We start from the raw sequence: 19,148 nt of genomic DNA, 5'->3' as shown, positions 1-19,148 counted from the left end.
GGGGAGGCGACTCCCCTTCCTACTCGATTGTCGGCATATTAAGTTGCAGCTGTTAGCCCGCAATCGCGGCAACGCCTGCTTTGGCAACCTGCACATCCTGGTCGGGTTTTACGCCGGAAATGCCCACGGCACCTACCACATGACCGTCAACAGTAATCGGCACGCCACCTGAAAGCAGGCCTTGCAGCGGTGCGGTGACGAACGCAGTGCGGCCGCCATTAATCATCTCTTCAAACACCTGGGTCTCTTTACGACCTAGAGCCGCACTGCGCGCTTTTTGCGTAGCGACTTCGGCGCTGAAAGGGGCTGCGCCATCCAAACGCCGCAGCGCTAACAGGTGGCCGCCGTCGTCGGTTACTGCGATGGTCACCGGCCAGCTGTTGCTGTCAGCCTCTTTCTGAGCGGCGTCGAGTACGTTGATCACATCGCTCTGAGCGAGAATGGCTTTTGTTTGCATGTTTAAATCCTTGTTAAGGGAGGAGTGAAAATAGCCGCGCTGTTAAAACCTGCGCGGCTTGGGGTTAAGGGTTAGTGGTGAAGCGTTAAGTGAGCGCTGCATCGACGATCTCAACCCAGTGGCGTACCGGAGTGCGATTGGCGCCCGCTAAGTGGGTTTGGCAACCGATATTAGCCGTCACGATCATCTCTGGGTCTCCGGCCTCCAGCGCATTGAGCTTATTGTCGCGCAGTTGGGTGGCCAGTTCGGGTTGGGTGATTGAATAGGTACCCGCCGAACCGCAGCAAAGATGCGCATCCTGCACCGGAGTTAGCGCGAAGCCAAGCTTGCCCAGCACGCCTTCGACCGCACCGTTAAGTTTTTGGGCATGCTGCAGCGTACAGGGGCAGTGGAACGCCAGTCGTTGCGATGCGTTAACGTTCAAGGCGTCCAGCGGCTCATCGCGTAGGATTTCGACAATATCTTTGGCTAGAGTGCTCACCTTTTGCGCTTTAACGGCGTAGTCAGGGTCATCCTTGAGCATGTAACCATACTCTTTGACAAAGGCGCCGCAGCCACTGGCGGTTTGAACGATGGCTTCGGTGCCTTGCTCAATGTACGGCCACCAGGCATCAATATTGGCGCGCATGCGTGCACGGCCATCGTCCTGGGCATTAAGGTGGAAATCAACGGCGCCACAGCAGCCCGCTTCAGCCACCGGCGTTACGCTTATACCAAGCCGATCAAGAATCCGCGTGGTGGCAGCATTGGTATTGGGTGATAGCCCCGGCTGAACGCAGCCTTCCAGTATCAATACCCGCCGGGTATGGCGGTTGGCATCCGGGCGTGCGCCTGCATCTATCGGCGCTGCGGGCATTTTATTACGCAGCTTGCTAGGCACCAGTGGTTTAAAGGTTTGCCCCAGCTTTAGCAGCGCTTGGAAACGTTTGGGCTCGACCATCATTTTTCGCAGCGCATAGCGCTGGGCCCGCTCACCTGCCGGGCGAGGAACGCGCCGCTCAATTTCGGCACGGCCAATGTTGAGCAGCTTGTGGTACTCCACGCCGGAAGGGCAGGTGGTTTCACAGTTAAGACAGGTAAGGCAGCGATCAAGATGAAGGCGCGTCTCATCGGTTACCTGATCGTCATCGTCGCGGCTCTCCAGCAGCTCTTTCATTAGATAGATACGCCCACGAGGGCCATCGCGCTCATCGCCTAACAACTGGTACGTCGGGCAGGTGGCGTTACAAAAACCGCAGTGCACGCAGGTGCGCAGTATGCGATCTGCTTCTTGAATATGCGGCTTCTGAAGGTCGGCATCGGTAAAGTGCGTCTGCATGTCAGCTCTCCTGATTAAAACGCCGCATAAAGACGACCGGGGTTAAAAATGCCATGGGCATCCAGCTCCGCCTTTAGATTGCGATGATATTTCTCGACCACTGCATTGAGCGGTGTGAATGGATCTGCGGCGCCGCCCTGGAGCTGAGGTGTGTAGCAAGTGGCGTGGCCGCCTACTGCGCTACAGGCATCGCGCAGGGTACTGGCATCCAAGGTGGTTTTCAGCCAGCGCTGGCTGCCCGCCCAGTCGTAAAAAATATCGGCCTCGGGAATATCCAGCGCCAGCGGCGCGGTGTTGGGCGGTAGTGACAGCCGCCACAGCGATTGGTCGGCGCTACAGGTGAAAAATGCGTGAGTATGGTCGCGTAGTTCTTGCCAGAAGCTGGCATCAAGTGGCTCGCCACCTAGACTTGCCTGGGTTGCGGCCACAGAGCTTTTGCCGCCTTCCAAGCGCAAAAACAGTTCGCCGTGGTGCCAAGCGGCGGCGGTAATCGGTAGCGGTTTTCGGCCCAGTTCGGCGAGTTTTTTAAGCGCCTCATCCAGCCCAATGGTTAAGCGCAGGCTGTGAGTCGCGGTGGGAATAGGCAGCACTTTAAAGGAGATGTCGGTCAATACGCCGAGCGTGCCCTGAGCGCCTGCCATCAGGCGCGACAGGTCGTAACCGGCGACATTTTTCATCACTTCGCCGCCAAAGCGGAGGAGTTTACCCTCTTGGGTGATTATTCGCGTGCCCAGCACAAAGTCACGGACTGCGCCTGCCCAGGGACGGCGTGGGCCAGAGAGGCCGGTGGCCACGGCACCACCAATGGTAGACGCTTCACCAAACATGGGCGGCTCAAAGCCCAGCATTTGGTGTTTCTCTGCCAGTACTTCCTGCAGGTCGCTAAGCCGAGTGCCAGCGCGCACGGTCACTACCAGTTCCACTGGGTCATAGCTCACAATGCCACTATGTTCGGCCATCTGCAGTGCTTGGCCTTCCACCGGTCGGCCATAAAAGGCGCGGGTATCTCCGCCTACAATGCGAAGCGGTGTGCGTGCGTCATAGGCGCTGCGTACCTGTTCACACAGGGCATCAGCGATATCGCGGTCAGCAATCGCTCGTTCGGTCATGGTCTTTCCCACTATTGGTCTTTTCCATTATTCGTTTTGGCTAATTATTGTCTTAGCTTCGGCTTGTCTCGCTGCTAGAAGCGCGGTAGCTCCGGATGCGGTAGTTCGTTGTTATGCACATGCATAGCACCAAACTCGGCGCAGCGGGCCAGCGTCGGAATATTCTTTCCGGGGTTAAGCAGTCGCTGTGGATCAAAGGCAGCCTTCAAGGCATGAAAAACGCTGATTTCATCCGCCTGGAATTGGCTGCACATTTGATTGATCTTTTCGCGCCCAACGCCATGTTCGCCGGTGATCGAACCGCCCGCGGCCACGCATAGCTCAAGAATCTTGCCGCCCACCTCTTCGGCAAGCGCCAACTGGCCTTCTTTATTGGCATCAAACAGGATCAGCGGGTGCATATTGCCATCGCCGGCGTGGAACACGTTGGCCACCGCCAGGCCACTCTCTTCTGAAAGTGCGGCAATGCCTTTCAGCACGCGGGGGAGCTCTCGGCGGGGGATGGTGCCATCCATGCAGTAGTAATCCGGTGACATACGGCCCACTGCAGGGAAGGCATTCTTACGCCCAGCCCAGAACTTGGCGCGCTCGGCTTCATCTCGGGCCTGTTGGATATTGGTGGCCCCGGCGGCTTCCAGTACGCGGCGAACGGTGTCGCAGTCGTCGTCCACGTCGGCTTCAACGCCATCCAGTTCGCAGAGTAGAATCGCCTCGGCATCGAGGGGGTAGCCAGCTTTGACAAAATCCTCGGCGGCTTTGATGGCGAGTTTGTCCATCATCTCCAGGCCACCAGGAATAATGCCTGCGGCAATGATATCGCCGACGGCGCGACCGGCTTTCTCGACATCGTCGAAGCTGGCCATCAGTACTTTGGCGGTTTCCGGCTTGGGCAGTAGCTTGACGGTAATTTCGGTGACCACGCCGAGCATGCCCTCAGAGCCGTTCATCAATGCCAGCAGATCAAAGCCTGGCGCATCAAAAGATTCAGCGCCCAGCGTCATGTGCTCGCCCTCGATTGTGAGCACATCCACGCGCATCACGTTATGCACCGTTAGGCCATATTTTAAGCAGTGTACGCCGCCAGCGTTTTCGGCCACGTTACCACCGATAGAGCAGGCAATTTGAGAGGAGGGATCCGGCGCGTAGTAAAGGCCATAAGGCGCAGCGGCTTCGGAAATCGCCAGATTGCGCACGCCGGGTTGAACCCGCGCCAAGCGGGCTTCAGGGTCGACTTTGAGAATTTGGTTAAAACGCGACATTACTAAAAGTACGCCCTGTTCCAGCGGCAGTGCACCGCCGGAAAGTCCAGTACCCGCGCCGCGAGTGACCACAGGCACGCCAAGCGCATGGCAGCGCTTGAGCAGCTCTTTCACCTGATCAAAGGTTTCAGGCAGCGCCACCAGCATCGGCAGCACGCGATAGGCCGCCAGCCCATCGCACTCAAAGGGGCGCAGGTCTTCTTCGCGATGCAGCAGCGTCATATCAGGAACGGCTTGCTGCAGGTCGGTTAAGACTTCGCTTTTATCGCGCCGAACCAGTGCACCGTCCAGGCGCTCATCAAAGAGGATATTCATTAAGACATCCCATGCTTATTATCGTTAAAGGTAAATGCTAAAACGGTCTGTAGATAACATGGCCTCAATTTGGGCTTTTTTTACCCGCCTGTCTAGGCTGTGGTGCATTGGTCTGACCAGTAATTAGTCGACTGTGTTGTCTTCTTTGTTTAGTACTGGGTTAAGTACTGGCAAGCTGGACATAAAGCCCATCAGGAGAGCTAACATGCCAGAGGAGAATCAAGCCTTGTCACCCGGGCTGCGAATGCCGGATCAGGTGGCTACCCGGCTTGAGCGTTTAATTCTTGATGGCGTTTTTCGGCCCGGCCAACTGCTTCCTTCTGAGAGGCGGCTGTGTGATCGGCTGGGCGTCTCACGTGCTTCGCTGCGTGAGGGGTTGAGAATTCTGCGCAGTAAAGGAATTATCGATACCCGCCAGGGCCACGGCTCGACGGTCGCGACGCTGTTGCCGGTGGGTAACCAAAGCCCATTGATGCATCTGTTTAAAGATCACCCGCGCACGCTGTTTGATCTGTTAGAAGTGCGCGCCCTGCTGGAAGGGGAGTCGGCGCGGTTAGCCGCGAGCCGCGGCACATCCGCCGATCGGGTGCTGATCACTCGACGCTATCGCGAAATGGCCGACTACGCGGAAAGTGCAGAAAGCATTGATGTCGAGCGTCTAGCGCGACTTGATCACGCCTTTCACCTGGCGGTCTCCCAGGCGTCCCACAACCCGGTGTTGGTGCATACACTGCAGAGCCTGACCGATTTACTGCTCAGCTCGGTGTTTGCCTCGGTCAAGCACCTTTATCACTTGCCAGCCCCCAGGACGATGATCAATCAGCAGCATGCGCAGTTGCATGAGGCCGTAGTCAACGGCGAGGCGGAGCAGGCAGAACAGGTGGCACTAGAGCACCTCTCCAGCATTAGCCAACTGCTGCGCGATTTAGAAGAGGAGCATGAACGGCTAGAACGCTCCTCCATGCGCCTTGAAGAGTGGCAGTAGTTTTAGCTATTGGCCACACTCTTATCGTCTTCTGTGTCAATCACGCCCGCTAAGGTGGCCGCTTCAATCTTGTTGCACAGATGGTCACGGAGAATTTGGCCGAGCAATTGGCTATCGCGCTTCTCCAGTGCCGCCATCATATTTTCGTGGTCTTTTACCGCCTGGCTCCAGTAGCGCTCGGTCATTTTCTTGGAGTAACGAACGCGCTTAACGCGCTGGCTTAAATTGCTATACATTTCTTGCAGTACATCGTTATTGGAGGCTGCCAGAATGCTTTCGTGAATTTGTCGGTTAACCTGGAAATAAGGCATTAAATCGCGGTTGCGGTAGTGCTCTAGCATCGTATTGTGCAGTTGCCGAATGGCAGCAATTTCAGCGTCGCTAATATGCTGACAGGCAAGCTCACCCGACAGGCCTTCCAGTGCCGCCATCAGGTCATAAGTATCTTTAACGTTTTTCAGGGTTAGCCGTACCACGCGTGCGCCACGATTGGGAAGCAGCTCAATTAGCCCTTCGGTGGCGAGCACTTTCAGTGCTTCGCGCAGCGGGGTGCGCGATACGCCAAAGCGGTCACACAGCTGCTTTTCAGAAATGCGTTCACCGGGGGCAAGCTCTCCGTGCTCAATCAGGTCGCCAATTCTATCGGCCACTTCACGATACAAATTGCGTTGCAGTATCTTTGTCATTAGTTAGTTCCTTGTCAGTGGTGCGCTCGGTTTACTGCCAAGCTACCCAGACCGCCTGGATCGATTTGAGCACGATGCCGTATTCGTATAGTGGCTATTGTGTATATGATCTGCAAAAGTAATTATGAATTCAATATTCCTTTGGTGGCACTTTTGCCAACCACTGCCTACAACAATGACAAAGGAAACACCGATGGCCGGACAAGTATTTCATTGCAGCGTGCAGCTCGCCAGAGAGCAGAGCAGAAAGATAATCGATGGCGCCATGCAACAAGCACGTGATTTGGAGTTGCCTCCGCTGACGATCGTTGTGCTGGACGGCGGTGGGAACTTGGTTGCCGCTGAACGCGAAGATGGCTGTGCTCCGTTGCGTTTCCCCGTTGCCCAGGGTAAGGCCTACGCCGCACTGGGCATAGGCATTGCCAGTGGGGTGATTGGCGCACGTAACGCTGAACGTACAGCGTTTGTTGCCAGTGTTGCAGCAGCCTCCCAAGGGCATTTTGTGGCAGTGGCAGGCGGGGTGCCCATTCTTAATGAACAAAGCTGCTTGATTGGTGCAGTGGGGGTTAGCGGCGCTTCGTCAGAAGAAGATCAGCAGGCAGCCATTGCTGGTATTGAGTTGGCTGGATTGCTCTGGGGGCTTGAGCCGAGCTAGGTAATGAGCAGGAAGTGCCGATAAAAGCGGGCAGTTGGCTTATTCAGCCACTGCCCGTTTTTTTATTTACGGCAAAATTTTAATAACTTCTTTAATAATCAGTTGCTTGAAAAGTAATTTGTACGACGAGACGAAAGTTTAATACCTAATTTTGAATTTTGAATTCAAATTGAAGTGGAGGATAACCCTAGAGTAAGCGCCCGTTAATAATAAGTAGGCCTGCTCAAGCGGCTCCTTTTGCAGGTGCCATCGGGTGCCAGAGCCACGGTGGTGACATTGCTAACAACAACAAATGCTTCACCTGGAGTTCACTATGAAATTGCTCAAAACAGTACTCGCAACCGCCGTTGTGGCGTTTGGTTTGCAGGCCGCCGCTGCTAATGCAAACACTGAAATTCGACTAGGCCATGTGGGTGGTCCTGGTTCACTGTTCGAAATTAGTGCAAACCGCTTTGCTGAGCTGGCCAACGAACGCCTGGAAGGCGTGGCGGAAGTTAACGTCTATGGAAATAGTCAACTGGGGGGCGATGAATCGATGATGCGTCGCTTACGCTTAGGGTCTCTAGACCTCTCGCTGCCTTCAACGGTGATGAGCTCTGAGTCAGATCAGTTTGCGCTGTTCGAGATGCCTTATTTGATCGAAAACCGTGAGCATATGAAGCGCGTGCGTGAAGAAATCGTTCGTGGCCCCCTATATGACGCCGCGGAAGCGCGTGGTTTTAAGATCATTGGTGTGTGGGAAAACGGCTTTCGCCAGATTACCAACAACGTACGCCCCATTGTCACACCTGAGGATCTCAACGGTATAAAACTGCGCGTTCCTGGTGGCACATGGCGCATTGATATGTTCCGCAGCTATGGCGCGGCACCTTCCCCAATGTCGCTGTCGGAAGTGTTTGTTGCTCTGCAAACAGGCGCAATGGACGGCCAGGAAAACCCCTTTATCCAAACCTACTCTTCACGTTTTCATGAAGTGCAGGACTACCTCTCCATCTCCAACCACGTTTATACCCCGGCATACCTGACCGCAGGTGCTAGCTGGAATCGCCTACCCGAGGAAGTGCAGCAGGTACTTGAAGAAGTCGCCGTCGAAATGGAGGACTTCGTGCTAGAAGAAGGTCAGCGATTGGATGATGAAACTCTCGTGAAAATGCGCGATGAAGGCATGGAAGTTAATGAAGTCGACTTCGAAGCCTTTGTTGAGGCCTCTGAGACCATTTATAACAAGTTCGCTGACGAAGTGGATGGTGGCCAGGAAATGATTGACGCCGTGGCTGCTCTACGCGAGTAAGCAAAGCGTCGCTCTAACAGAGGTGCGTCGCTGTATGGCGAGGCGCCTCGACTTTCGGAGGTCTCAATGAGTACTTTTACAAAGTTCAAGAACGCGTATTTCGCGTTTCTTGAAGGCATCGTGGTCTTTCTGGTCATCGCGCTTGCCGTCGTCGTCACACTTGGTTTTGTGACCCGCTACTTGGGCTCACCGTTAAGCTGGTATGACGAGCTTGCCGCCGCTTTACTCGCCTGGGTGACCTACTACGGAACGGCTTTAGCCGCCGCCAAAGGGGCACACATTACTTGTCCAAGTGTATTGAACATGTGCCCTCCCACTATTCGGGTGCCGCTCGCACTGTTAGCTGAAGCTATCACTATCGGGTTCTTCGTTTTCTTGGGGCTTGCCAGCTACCAAGTCATGTTGATTCTCCAAGACGTTGGCATGGTCAGCCTCCCAGAGGTTTCCATGCAGCTTGTTCACTCTGCGATTCCTGTTGCCTCCGTACTGTTCATTATTGCTGAACTGTTGCGGCTCCCTGACGTTATCAAAAGCGCCCGGGGTAGGGGCTTTATTGACCATGAGCTTGAAGAAGCCGGTATCGACGCTGAAGAAGTCGCCACCGTTAGCACGCATCAGCGAGGATAAGTAAATATCATGGTCATACTCTACATATTTCTAGCGCTGATACTGCTTATTCTGATTAACGTACCGGTAGCTGTTGCCTTAGCGCTGGTCGGAACGATTGCCACCTTTATGACATACGGCAACATGGCAATGCCTACGGTGGGCATGACCATGTTTGAAGGGGCGACTAATTTTCCGCTCATCGCCATACCGCTGTTTATTTTAGCTGGCGCCATAATGAACGCCTCGAGTATATCGCGGCGCTTGATCGACCTGGCCATGGCAATGGTGGGGTTCATCAAGGGTGGCCTCGCCATGGTTACGATTGGTGCATCGGTATTTTTTGCTGAAATCTCTGGGTCGGCAGTGGCGGGTGTATCGGCGATCGGTAGTATCCTGATCCCCGCTATGCGCAAGAAAGGCTACTCAAAAGAGTTTTCGGCCTCCATCTCATCCTCTGCGGCAAGTCTTGCGATCATTCTCCCGCCCTCTATACCGATGATTCTTTATGCGGTGATGTCGGGTGAGTCGGTAGTACAGATGTTTGTGGCTGGTATTTTGCCAGGCTTGTTGGGTGCGATGGGTTTAGCCGCGATGTGCTACTACCTAGCACGCAAGCACAACTTCCCTTCAGAGGGGCGCTTCCGGGCATCGCAGCTTTGGGTAGCCTTTAAAGAGGCGATCTGGGCGCTGTTGATTCCAGTCATTATTCTAGGCGGGATCTTTGGTGGTTTCGTCACGGCGACCGAAGGTGCGGCGCTGGCCGTGTGCGTCGCTATCTTTATCAGTGCGGTGGTTTATCGCGAATTCACTCTCAGGAATTTTATTGATTCTTGTAAAAGTGCTGGTGTGCAAACAGCGGTGGTTATGCTGCTGGTGGCTGCCTCTGCAGTGGTAGGTGGCTACCTTACTGAAACCCGAGTGCCTCAAGAAATCGCCATGCAGATCAGTGAGCTAACCAACAATAAATATCTTATTTTGGCGCTCCTCAATGTCATCTTCCTGATTTTGGGTATTTTTCTGCATTCAGCAGCGGCGATTATTCTGGTAGTCCCCATTGTGTTGCCGCTGGTTATAGAGGTAGGTATTGACCCTCTTCACTTCGGTTTGATCGTGACCCTGAACCTGGCAATCGGTCAGCAAACGCCACCGGTGGCCAGCGTACTCATTGCGTCTTGCTCAATCGCTAAGTCAGATGTATGGGCCACATCTAAAACCAACCTGTGGTTTATTGCCGTTCTGTTCGCCGTGTTAATGATTAACACCTATATTCCCGCGTTTGCGCTGGCATTAGTGAACTTTGTTTATGGCTAAGTATGCGAGATGTGTGCGTTTTTCGTCGGAAGATGTCCTCCGGTATAGCGCACCATAAAGGAGAAGCTGATGAGCAACACAAACGTAATACCGTCTATCGACAGCGTCACTTATGAGGTTCGCAACGGTGTGGCCTGGATTGGTTTTAACCGGCCCCAGAGCCGCAATGCCATGACCTGGGAGATGTATGACGCCCTGGAAAAGTACTGCGATCAATTGGCAGAGGATGACACTGTGTATGCCGTGGTTTTGCACGGTGTCGGTGGTGAAGCCTTTGTGGCAGGAACCGATATCAGCCAGTTTTCGGGTTTTGCTCAGCCTGAAGACGCGATTGGCTATGAACGGCGCATTGATCGCGTGGTGGGCAAGCTGGAAACCTTTCCCAAGCCAACCCTGGCGCTGATTGAAGGGGCCTGCGTGGGGGGCGGTGCTGCGATTGCGCTGGTGTGCGACTTTCGCTATGCGACCCCAACGCTGAAGTTTGGTGTGCCGATTGCCAAAACGCTGGGCAATACACTCTCGATTAGCAACGTCTCACGCATGATCGACATGCTTGGCGTTGCACGTACCAAGGAAGCGCTGATGATGGCGCGGCTGTTTGGTGCTGAAGAAGCCCATGCGGCAGGCCTGATAAATCAGCTGTTTGACGCTGATGCAATTTACGCCGAAGTGGCTGAGCTGGCTGAGGCCTTTGCTAAACGAGCGCCACTGACGCTTCAGGCCAGCAAGGCCCTGATTGGCCGTGCGATTGAGCAGCGTCGCCTTCCAGCGGATGCCAGCGACGACTGGGTAACCTCTTGCTATATGAGTCGAGATTTTGCCGCGGCGGTGGATAAGTTCGTCAATAAAACGCCGTTTGAGTGGTCTGGCCACTAGTTTCGGACATAGCCTAAAACTACTAATTGGGAGGAAAGCGCATGCTTCCCCTACAAGACATAAAAGTACTGGACGTGTCGCAAATAATGGCCGGCCCATACTGCACCATGGTACTGGCCGACATGGGCGCAGAAGTTATCAAAGTTGAGAAGCTTAATGGCGGAGACGACAGCCGCCAAATGGGCCCTTACGTGAATGGCGAATCGACCTGCTTTTCACAGATTAACCGCAACAAAAAAAGTATCTCGCTGAATCTTAAAGACGAACGGGCGCGACAGATCTTCTACCGCTTAGCCGCTGATGCCGATGTCATCGTTGAGAACTATCGGCCTGGGGTGACCAAGTCGCTTGAGATCGACTATGACACCATCAAGGCAATCAATCCTGGCATCGTCTACTGCTCCATTTCAGGCTATGGTCAAACCGGGCCCTATAGCCACAAAGGGGGCTTTGACCTGGTGGCGCAAGGGATGACAGGCCTGATGTCGATGACCGGGGAAGAGGGCAAACGCCCGCTGAAAACCGGTATTGCGGTTTACGATATTGGCGGTGGGCTGACGGCGGTCTACTCGATTCTGGCGGCGTGTATCCACAAGATGAAAACCGGCGCCGGCCAGCATATCGATATCGCCATCACCGAGTGTGGTTTGCCCTGGTTTACCTGGGAAGCTGCGGCCTATTTCTCTGAAGGCACCGTGCCTGGGCCAACGGGCTGGCGCCATCGTGTTTCCGCGCCTTATCAGGCCGTTAAAGCCAGCGATGGTTATTTAATGCTCGGCTGCGCCAACCAACGCACCTGGGAGCGCTTCTGCCAGGAAGTACTAAAGCGCGATGAGCTAATGCAGGATCCCCGCTTTATTACCAATCAGGATCGCGGTCAGCACGTTGAAGAGCTGGAGGCGCTGCTTGAAGAACTAATGGCGAATCAAAGCGTTGATGAGTGGCTAGTACTGTGTGACAGCGCGGGCGTGCCTGCCGGACCTATTAATGACTTCGCTCAGGCCATGCAGGATGAGCACTATTTAGCGCGGGGCATGGTGCAGGAGATGGAGCACCCGGTGATAGGCAAAATGAAAACCATCGGGTTTCCGAGCAAGTTTTCAGAGACTCCGTCGCAAATTCGCAGCCCGGCACCGCTCTTTGCCCAGCACACCGACGAAGTGCTCGATAGTTTAGGGCTCTCTGGCGCGGAGCTTGACGCTTTACGTGCTGAAGGATGTATCAAATAACGCTTTTTTGATGTGTGTGATTGCATTCATTATCCATTTTCAATAACGCTAATCGACAGATCCAACCACGAGCCGTACAACAACAAACAGGAACGTCACCATGTTAAAACTTAATTTTCATCCATCCGGCCGTCACTTTTTGCAAATTCCTGGCCCCTCTCCGGTGCCAGACCGCATTTTACGGGCGATGAGCCTGCCTACGATTGATCACCGCGGGCCTGAGTTTGGCGCTCTGGGCCTTGAGCTGTTGAGCAAGATTCAAAAAATCTTCAAAACCGAGAACCCGGTGATTATTTACCCGGCGTCGGGCACCGGTGCCTGGGAAGCGGCACTGGCCAATACCTTATCACCTGGCGATCAGGTGCTAATGTTCGAGACCGGACACTTCGCCACTCTGTGGCACAAAATGGCCCTGCGTTTAGACATACAGCCTGAGTTTCTGGGGTTGCCGGGCTACGAAGGCTGGCGCCACGGTGTTCAGGCCGACATGATCGAAGCACGCCTGAAAGAGGATACCGGCCACGAGCTTAAGGCTGTATGTGTAGTACACAACGAGACTTCGACCGGCGTGACTAGTGACATCGCCGCCGTGCGTAAAGCCATCGACGCGTCGGGCCACCCCGCGCTGTTGATTGTCGATACCATTTCCGGTTTGGCCAGTGCCGATTATCGTCATGATGAATGGGGTGTTGATGTTACCGTCTCCGGCTCCCAGAAAGGCCTGATGCTGCCGCCGGGCATCAGCTTTAACGCGCTTTCACCCAAAGCGATTGAGGTCAGCAAGCAGGCGAAATTGCCCAAAAGCTTCTGGGCATGGGATGAAATTCTAGAGGCTAACAAAAACGGCTACTGGCCCTACACGCCCAGCACCAACCTGCTTTATGGCCTGAATGAAGCGCTGGATATGCTGTTGGATGAAGGCATGGACAACGTGCTGGCTCGCCACCAACGCTGGGCCGCTGGGGTGCGCGCGGCGGTAGAAGCGTGGGGGCTTGAGATTCAGTGTGTAGATCCTTCGGTTTACTCGCCGGTACTCACGGGCGTTGTGATGCCTGAAGGTGTCGATGCAGATGCGATACGCAAGATTATCTATGAGCGTTTTGATCTTTCACTGGGTATGGGGCTAGGTAAGGCCAAGGGCAAGATGTTCCGGATCGGCCATTTGGGCGACTGCAACGACCTTACCCTAATTGCCACTCTCGGCGGCTGTGAGGCAGGCATGAAGCTGGCGGGCGTTGATCTTAAAGGCAGTGGCGTGACGGCTGCTTTAGACTACTTTGCCGCCAACCCGCTTAACGCAGGCAAACGCTAAACGACGGGGGAGAGCCACATGACGTCTCTGACGAACCAACACCCGTCCCGTGATGCCAAGATTAAACCGCTCGGCGAACTAGCCGAGCGGTTATCCCGAGAGATGGCCGGGGAGGTGCTGTTTGACCGGGCCACTCGGGGGCGCTATTCAACCGACGCTTCGATTTATCAGGTGACGCCGATAGGTGTGATCATTCCGCGCCACCAGGAAGATCTGAAAATTGCCCTGGATATTGCCCGTGATGCCAAAGTGCCGATTTTGGCCCGGGGCGCGGGCACTAGCCAATGTGGCCAAACCGTCGGCGAAGCGCTGGTAATCGACACCACCCGTTGGCTCAATCAGGTGGTTGAGTTTGACGCCGAGGCGCGCACCGTGGTGGTTGAGCCGGGCATCGTTCTCGACCACCTCAACGCTTGGCTCAAACCCTACGGGCTCTGGTATCCGGTAGATGTTTCCACCAGCGCACAGTGCACCGTTGGGGGCATGGCAGGCAATAACTCCTGTGGGTCACGGTCAATCTTCTACGGCAATATGGTGCACAACGTGCTGGGCGTGGAAGCACTATTGGCTGACGGCAGCGCGGCGAGTTTTGGTTTCGTTGACAGATTCGCGGAAGGCTCGCAGGAGCAGCGCCTTGCCCAGCAGGTGAAGGCGATTGCGGAGCGTGTGAGCCCTGAAATTCGTGATCACTTTCCCAAAGTGCTGCGTCGGGTGGGTGGCTACAACCTGGATCTATTTGATTGCCAAAACCCTATGCCCTACGACCCTGATGGGCGCGCCAACCTGGCCCATCTGCTGGTAGGCTCGGAAGGTACGCTAGGAGTAAGCCAGCGTATTAAGCTCAGGCTTTCACTGCTGCCCGAGCAGAAGGTGCTGGGCGTGGTGAATTTCCCGACCTTTTATCAGGCGATGGATTTCACCCAGCATATCGTCAAGCTCGGCCCCACGGCGGTCGAGCTGGTTGACCGCACCATGATTGAGCTGTCGCTGGAGAACCCAGCGTTCCGCCCGGTCATTGAGAAGGCGCTGATTGGCAAGCCGGAAGCCATTTTGCTGGTGGAGTTTGCCGGTCACGACCATGTAACGCAGCTTGAAGCGCTGAGTGGGCTTAATGAATTGATGGGCGATTTAGGCCTGCCGGGCAGCGTGGTGGATATGCCCGAAGCGGCTGAGCAGAAAGCGCTGTGGAACGTGCGCAAAGCCGGGCTCAACATTATGATGAGCATGAAGGGCGACGGTAAGCCGGTCTCCTTTATTGAAGATTGCGCGGTGCCGCTTGAACACCTGGCCGAGTACACCGACAAGCTCACCGAGGTATTTAACCGCTACGGCACCGAAGGTACCTGGTACGCCCATGCAGGCGTTGGCACACTGCACGTACGGCCGATTCTTGATATGCGCCGCGACGGCGCAGAAAAAATGCGCGAAATCGCCGAGCTGGCCTCCGCGTTAGTCCGCGAATACAAAGGCGCTTACTCCGGGGAACATGGCGACGGAATTTGCCGTGGCGAGTGGGTAGCGTGGCAGTTTGGCGAAACGGTCAACAATGCCTTCCGCGAAATCAAGCAGCTGTTCGACCCGGAAAACCTCTTCAACCCGGGCAAAATCGTCGATACCCCCAAAATGGACGACGAGCGCTATTTTCGTTTTCCTAAAAGCTACACCACAATCCCGCTTACCCCAGTATTCGACTGGTCCGCCTGGAATGTAAAGCGCGTCCCACTCACCGGTGAGCAAACACCGCCTGGCAGCGGCGGCGATGCGACCCATGGCTTGGCCATGGCGGTAGAGATGTGTAACAACAACGGCCACTGCCGTAAGTTTGATGCGGGCACCATGTGTCCGAGCTTCCGTATCACGAGAGACGAGCAGCACCTGACCCGCGGCCGAGCCAATACGCTGCGCTTGGTGCTCTCAGGCCAATTGGGTAAGTCAGGGCTCGCCAGTGACGACGTGAAAGAAGCGCTTGATCTCTGCGTATCTTGTAAGGGCTGCAAGCGGGATTGCCCCACGGGGGTCGATATGGCGAAGTTCAAGATCGAAGCCCGCACCGCACGCGCTCGTGCCAATGGGTTATCACTGCGTGATCGCATGGTCGGCGAGATGCCGCGCTACGCGCCCTGGGCCAGCAAGTTTTCTGCTCTGGTAAATGGCGTGGAGCGAGTGCCGTTTCTGGCCAAACAGATCAAGCAGGCGTTAAAGCTGGCGCCCCAACGCTCGTTGCCGCTGTTTAACGGTAATTTTCTCGCCAGTGCCGAGGCGTCGCAATCGTCATTTGCCTCGGAGCGCGAAGTGCTGCTGTTTGTGGATACCTTCAATAACTATATGGAGGGCGAAAATGCCAAGGCAGCCAAGCGGGTGCTGGAAGCCGCGGGGTACCGCGTGCATCTCAATATTACCAAAGGCCAACGGCCACTCTGCTGTGGTCGAACCTACTTATCGTCGGGCCAGTTTGATAAAGCCAAAGCGGAAGCCAAACGCACCCTTGAGCACCTGATGCCGTTTGTCGAACGCGGCGTGGCGATAGTGGGCTTGGAACCCTCTTGCCTGCTCACCATGCGCGATGAATTCCTTCAGTACGGCTTTGGCGAAGAGGCTAAAGCACTGTCGTCATCGGCCTATCTGTTTGAAGAGTTTCTGGTCAAGGCGCGTGCCGAAGATCAGCTTCTCCTCGAACTTAAGCCGCTGCACTACGATCGAGCGCTGCTGCACGGTCACTGCCATCAAAAGGCGTTTGATGCGTTGCGCCCCGTTGAGCAAGTGCTGGGCTGGATTCCTGACCTCAACGTCGAGACTATCGAGTCCTCATGCTGTGGTATGGCAGGCAGCTTCGGCTATGAAGCAGAGCACTACGACGCCTCACTGAAAATGGCGGAGCTCTCGCTTTTACCTGCAATTCGAAAAGCGGATAGCAACGCCGTATTGATTGCCGATGGCACGAGCTGTCGCCATCAGATTCACGATGGAAGTGGCCGCGAAGCGATTCACGTTGCCCGATTGCTGGAGCAAGCGCTAGCCTGAATGCGGAACACCAACAACAACCCAGGAGATCAATGTGGCCATTTATCAATACGGTGAGTATCGCCCAGAGATTCACGACGAGGTCTACATCGCGGAAACGGCGGATGTTATCGGCCAAGTGACCTTAAAGGCACATTCAAGCGTCTGGTATCAGGCCGTGTTGCGCGGCGACAGTGACCATCTGGAGATAGGCGAAGAGAGCAATGTTCAGGATGGTGCGGTTCTCCATGCTGACCCAGGCTTTCCGCTTAAAGTAGGCAAAGGGGTGACGGTCGGGCATCAGGCCATGCTGCATGGCTGCACCGTGGGCGATGGCTGCTTAATCGGTATACAGGCGGTAGTACTCAACGGTGCGGTGATTGGTGACAATAGCCTGGTAGGTGCCGGTGCCTTTATTAAGGAGGGCGCGGTGTTTCCGCCTAACTCGTTAATCGTTGGCTCGCCTGCCAGGGTGGTGCGGGAGCTTTCTGATGAGGCCGTTGCGGGTATGAAAAAGAATGCCCAGGGCTATGTCGAGCGCGGTAAACGCCACAGCCATGAGCTAAAGCGAATAGACTGACGCTAGCTGGCTAGATTGATCTCACCAAAACGACAAAACCCCCAGGTTTAGGCCTGGGGGTTTGTGTTTCTAGCGTAGCGTATACGAGCGCTAGCTCACACTACATCACATCAACGGATCTGTGACGCCAATAACGTAGAACGCAATCAGTGCGATGGTACCGGCAAAGATGAGGTAGTAGATGGTGGGCAGAATCGTCTTACGCAGCGTGGCGCCTTCACGGCCTAACAGCCCGACCGTTGCTGACGCCGCGACCACGTTATGGATGGCAATCATATTACCTGCCGCCGCACCCACGGCCTGCAGCGCTACCATCATGGCCGTAGAGAGGCCCAGGGTTTCAGCAACACTAAACTGGAACTCCGCCAGCATTAGATTGGATACCGTGTTGGAACCTGCAATAAAGGCGCCCAGCGCCCCTACCGCTGGGGCAAAGAAGGGGTAAATGCCGCCTACGCTACTGGCCACCGCCTGGGCCATCATCACCGGCATTGAGACAAGATCCGCGCCATTAACGCCGGAGTTGATCAAGATGCGCACCATCGGCACGGTAAAGATCAAAACGAAACCCGCCCCAAAAATCGTTTTGGTAGATTCAGACACCGCAGCGCTAATCTTTTGCGGATTCATGCGGTGCAGGAAATAGGTCACAATGACCACGGCAATTATAATACCGCCGGGCAAGTAGAGCGGCTGAACCCCACCGCTGATGCCCGCTTCACCAAGAATATTGTTCCAACTGAGGTTAATAGAGGTAAGTGCTGTTTTGAGGGGCTCAATAATGCGAGAGGCCACCAAAAACAGTGCGAGCAGCACATAGGGTACCCAGCCTTTAAAGGTGGACATCGGCGCTCTGCCGACAACGTCGTCAAGCTTGATCTGCAGGTTGCCGATCCACTCGTCTGGCCAAGAAGAGGACTCGGGGAAATCCCAGGTATCTTTAGGCATCAGAAAGCCGCGTTTGGCAGCGGGTACGACAATCGCCAAGCCCACCATCGCGCCGATCATTGACGGGAATTCAGGGCCCAACAGCACGCCCACCAGCATGTAAGGCACTACGAAGCAGATACCGGTAAAGATGGCGAAGGGGGTAATCGACAGTCCCTCTTTCCAGGAACGGTTGGCACCGAAGAAACGCACCATCACGGTAACGAGAATCAGCGGCATTAAAATGCCCACGATGCCGTGAGTAATCGCCACTTCGCTGGTGACTAGTTGGAAGAAGACATCCCAGCTTGAGCCTACCGAGTCGAGTTCGGCGCTAATGCCAGCACGATCCAGGCCACTACCAACCCCGACCACAATAGGCGTGCCCACCGCGCCAAACGAGACAGGCGTTGATTGAATCATCATACCCACGACCACAGCAGCAAGCGCCGGGAAGCCAAGAGCGACCATTAGCGGTGCAGCTACCGCGGCGGGCGTACCGAAGCCTGAGGCCCCTTCGATAAAACAGCCGAACAGCCAGGCAACAATCAACGCCTGTACACGGCGGTCAGGGCTAATGCCTGAAAAACCATTACGGATAGCCGTAATACCGCCGGAGTGCTTAAGCGTATTAAGCAGCAGTATGGCGCCAAAGATGATCCATAGGAGACCCGCAGTTTGAATCAGGCCTTGGATGGTCGACGCCGCCACGCGGCTAAAGGACATATCCCAAGCGGTTAAGCCAATAATGGCCGCGGTCAGGAAAACAATCGGCATCGCTATCTTGGCAGGTATTTTAAACCCTATGAGCAAAATACCGGCCAGCAACAGCGGCAGGAAGGCCAGAAGTGCAAGTATCGTTTCATTCATGGAAGGAACTGCCCCTTGTTATTGATTTGGTATGCTCCGCAATAACCGTCTGGCAGTCGTACCGCCAGTCGGGTGTAGGTGAAAGATACGATTAGGCTAATCATATGACTACATTGGAAAATTGGTCTTACCACTTAAGTGCTTGTTTGATAGCTGGTTTTGCACGGCTTTTATTTTCTTATATATATGTTTTTAAATGGTTTTTTGGTAGTCGGGGGTAAGTCTAAAGGCGCTGAGTCATTAGACTAATAGACAGTACAGTTGCCAGCGAAAGGATGAGTACAGAACTCGCTAGTTGCGTCGTAGTTGTCTTACGCTCATTGTTATCGGCTGAAATGCTGTGTACTCACTATGATCAA

General features: G+C 54.8%; 16 protein-coding genes. 10 read left to right on the top strand and 6 right to left on the bottom strand.

All coding sequences use genetic code 11. The features are described 5' to 3' along the window. Window positions 1-52: 52 nt before the first annotated feature. The 4 genes from K7H09_RS04530 to glcD form a co-directional block, all read right to left on the bottom strand. Window positions 53-457 (bottom strand): heme-binding protein, encoded by a 405-nt coding sequence (locus K7H09_RS04530; protein ID WP_041158887.1) that lies wholly within the window; start codon window positions 455-457, stop codon window positions 53-55. Between the two features lie 85 nt (window positions 458-542). Further along, the gene (gene glcF / locus K7H09_RS04525; protein ID WP_041158886.1) at window positions 543-1,775 is read right to left on the bottom strand and encodes a glycolate oxidase subunit GlcF; all 1,233 of its coding nucleotides are present in this window, start codon (window positions 1,773-1,775) and stop codon (window positions 543-545) included. A gap of 14 nt (window positions 1,776-1,789) precedes the next feature. After that, the gene (glcE, locus tag K7H09_RS04520) at window positions 1,790-2,884 is read right to left on the bottom strand and encodes a glycolate oxidase subunit GlcE (RefSeq protein ID WP_141440712.1); all 1,095 of its coding nucleotides are present in this window, start codon (window positions 2,882-2,884) and stop codon (window positions 1,790-1,792) included. 74 nt (window positions 2,885-2,958) lie between these two features. Then, on the bottom strand, window positions 2,959-4,458 hold the full coding sequence (gene glcD, locus K7H09_RS04515; protein WP_027958133.1) for a glycolate oxidase subunit GlcD: 1,500 nt from the start codon (window positions 4,456-4,458) through the stop codon (window positions 2,959-2,961). Window positions 4,459-4,663: 205 nt separating this feature from the next. Here glcD and glcC point away from each other — a divergent pair, with 205 nt between their 5' ends. Beyond that, window positions 4,664-5,443, top strand: a complete 780-nt coding sequence (glcC, locus tag K7H09_RS04510; protein WP_035537821.1) for a transcriptional regulator GlcC — start codon at window positions 4,664-4,666, stop codon at window positions 5,441-5,443. 2 nt (window positions 5,444-5,445) lie between these two features. Here the strand turns inward: glcC and K7H09_RS04505 are convergent, their stop codons facing one another. Next, window positions 5,446-6,129, bottom strand: a complete 684-nt coding sequence (locus tag K7H09_RS04505) for a GntR family transcriptional regulator (protein ID WP_027958131.1) — start codon at window positions 6,127-6,129, stop codon at window positions 5,446-5,448. 193 nt (window positions 6,130-6,322) lie between these two features. On the opposite strand from K7H09_RS04505, the gene K7H09_RS04500 reads away from it, so the two are divergent. The 9 genes from K7H09_RS04500 (at window position 6,323) to K7H09_RS04460 (ending at window position 16,992) form a co-directional block, all read left to right on the top strand. Continuing rightward, the gene (locus K7H09_RS04500) at window positions 6,323-6,784 is read left to right on the top strand and encodes a GlcG/HbpS family heme-binding protein (RefSeq protein WP_027958130.1); all 462 of its coding nucleotides are present in this window, start codon (window positions 6,323-6,325) and stop codon (window positions 6,782-6,784) included. A 313-nt stretch (window positions 6,785-7,097) separates the two neighbouring features. After that, the gene (locus K7H09_RS04495) at window positions 7,098-8,075 is read left to right on the top strand and encodes a TRAP transporter substrate-binding protein (RefSeq protein WP_027958129.1); all 978 of its coding nucleotides are present in this window, start codon (window positions 7,098-7,100) and stop codon (window positions 8,073-8,075) included. Window positions 8,076-8,141: 66 nt separating this feature from the next. After that, complete coding sequence (locus K7H09_RS04490) at window positions 8,142-8,702, top strand: TRAP transporter small permease (RefSeq protein ID WP_027958128.1); 561 nt, start codon at window positions 8,142-8,144, stop codon at window positions 8,700-8,702. Window positions 8,703-8,711: 9 nt separating this feature from the next. Next, a complete protein-coding gene (locus K7H09_RS04485; protein ID WP_027958127.1) occupies window positions 8,712-9,995 on the top strand; it encodes a TRAP transporter large permease in 1,284 nt (427 codons plus the stop codon). Between the two features lie 69 nt (window positions 9,996-10,064). Further along, window positions 10,065-10,871: an enoyl-CoA hydratase/isomerase family protein gene (locus K7H09_RS04480; protein WP_041158884.1), complete on the top strand. Its 807-nt coding sequence runs from the start codon at window positions 10,065-10,067 to the stop codon at window positions 10,869-10,871. Between the two features lie 41 nt (window positions 10,872-10,912). Continuing rightward, window positions 10,913-12,100 carry a CaiB/BaiF CoA transferase family protein gene (locus K7H09_RS04475; RefSeq protein ID WP_027958125.1) on the top strand — a complete coding sequence of 396 codons (1,188 nt, stop codon included), beginning with the start codon at window positions 10,913-10,915 and terminating at the stop codon, window positions 12,098-12,100. Window positions 12,101-12,200: 100 nt separating this feature from the next. Continuing rightward, a complete protein-coding gene (locus tag K7H09_RS04470) occupies window positions 12,201-13,412 on the top strand; it encodes a pyridoxal-phosphate-dependent aminotransferase family protein (protein WP_027958124.1) in 1,212 nt (403 codons plus the stop codon). An 18-nt stretch (window positions 13,413-13,430) separates the two neighbouring features. Next, a complete protein-coding gene (locus K7H09_RS04465; RefSeq protein WP_027958123.1) occupies window positions 13,431-16,433 on the top strand; it encodes an FAD-binding and (Fe-S)-binding domain-containing protein in 3,003 nt (1,000 codons plus the stop codon). Between the two features lie 34 nt (window positions 16,434-16,467). Next, entirely contained in the window at window positions 16,468-16,992 is a 525-nt protein-coding gene (locus tag K7H09_RS04460; protein ID WP_041158882.1) for a gamma carbonic anhydrase family protein, read from the top strand. Window positions 16,993-17,097: 105 nt separating this feature from the next. Here K7H09_RS04460 and K7H09_RS04455 read toward each other — a convergent pair whose 3' ends face one another. Next, the gene (locus tag K7H09_RS04455) at window positions 17,098-18,789 is read right to left on the bottom strand and encodes an L-lactate permease (RefSeq protein ID WP_009287404.1); all 1,692 of its coding nucleotides are present in this window, start codon (window positions 18,787-18,789) and stop codon (window positions 17,098-17,100) included. Between the last annotated feature and the right edge of the window lie 359 nt (window positions 18,790-19,148).

The sequence above is a fragment of the Halomonas sp. IOP_14 genome (assembly GCF_021021315.1).
Classification (GTDB): Bacteria; Pseudomonadota; Gammaproteobacteria; order Pseudomonadales; family Halomonadaceae; genus Vreelandella; species Vreelandella titanicae.
The sequence above is the reverse complement of the archived record's forward strand: the minus strand, read 5'-3'. Positions and strand labels throughout refer to the sequence as shown.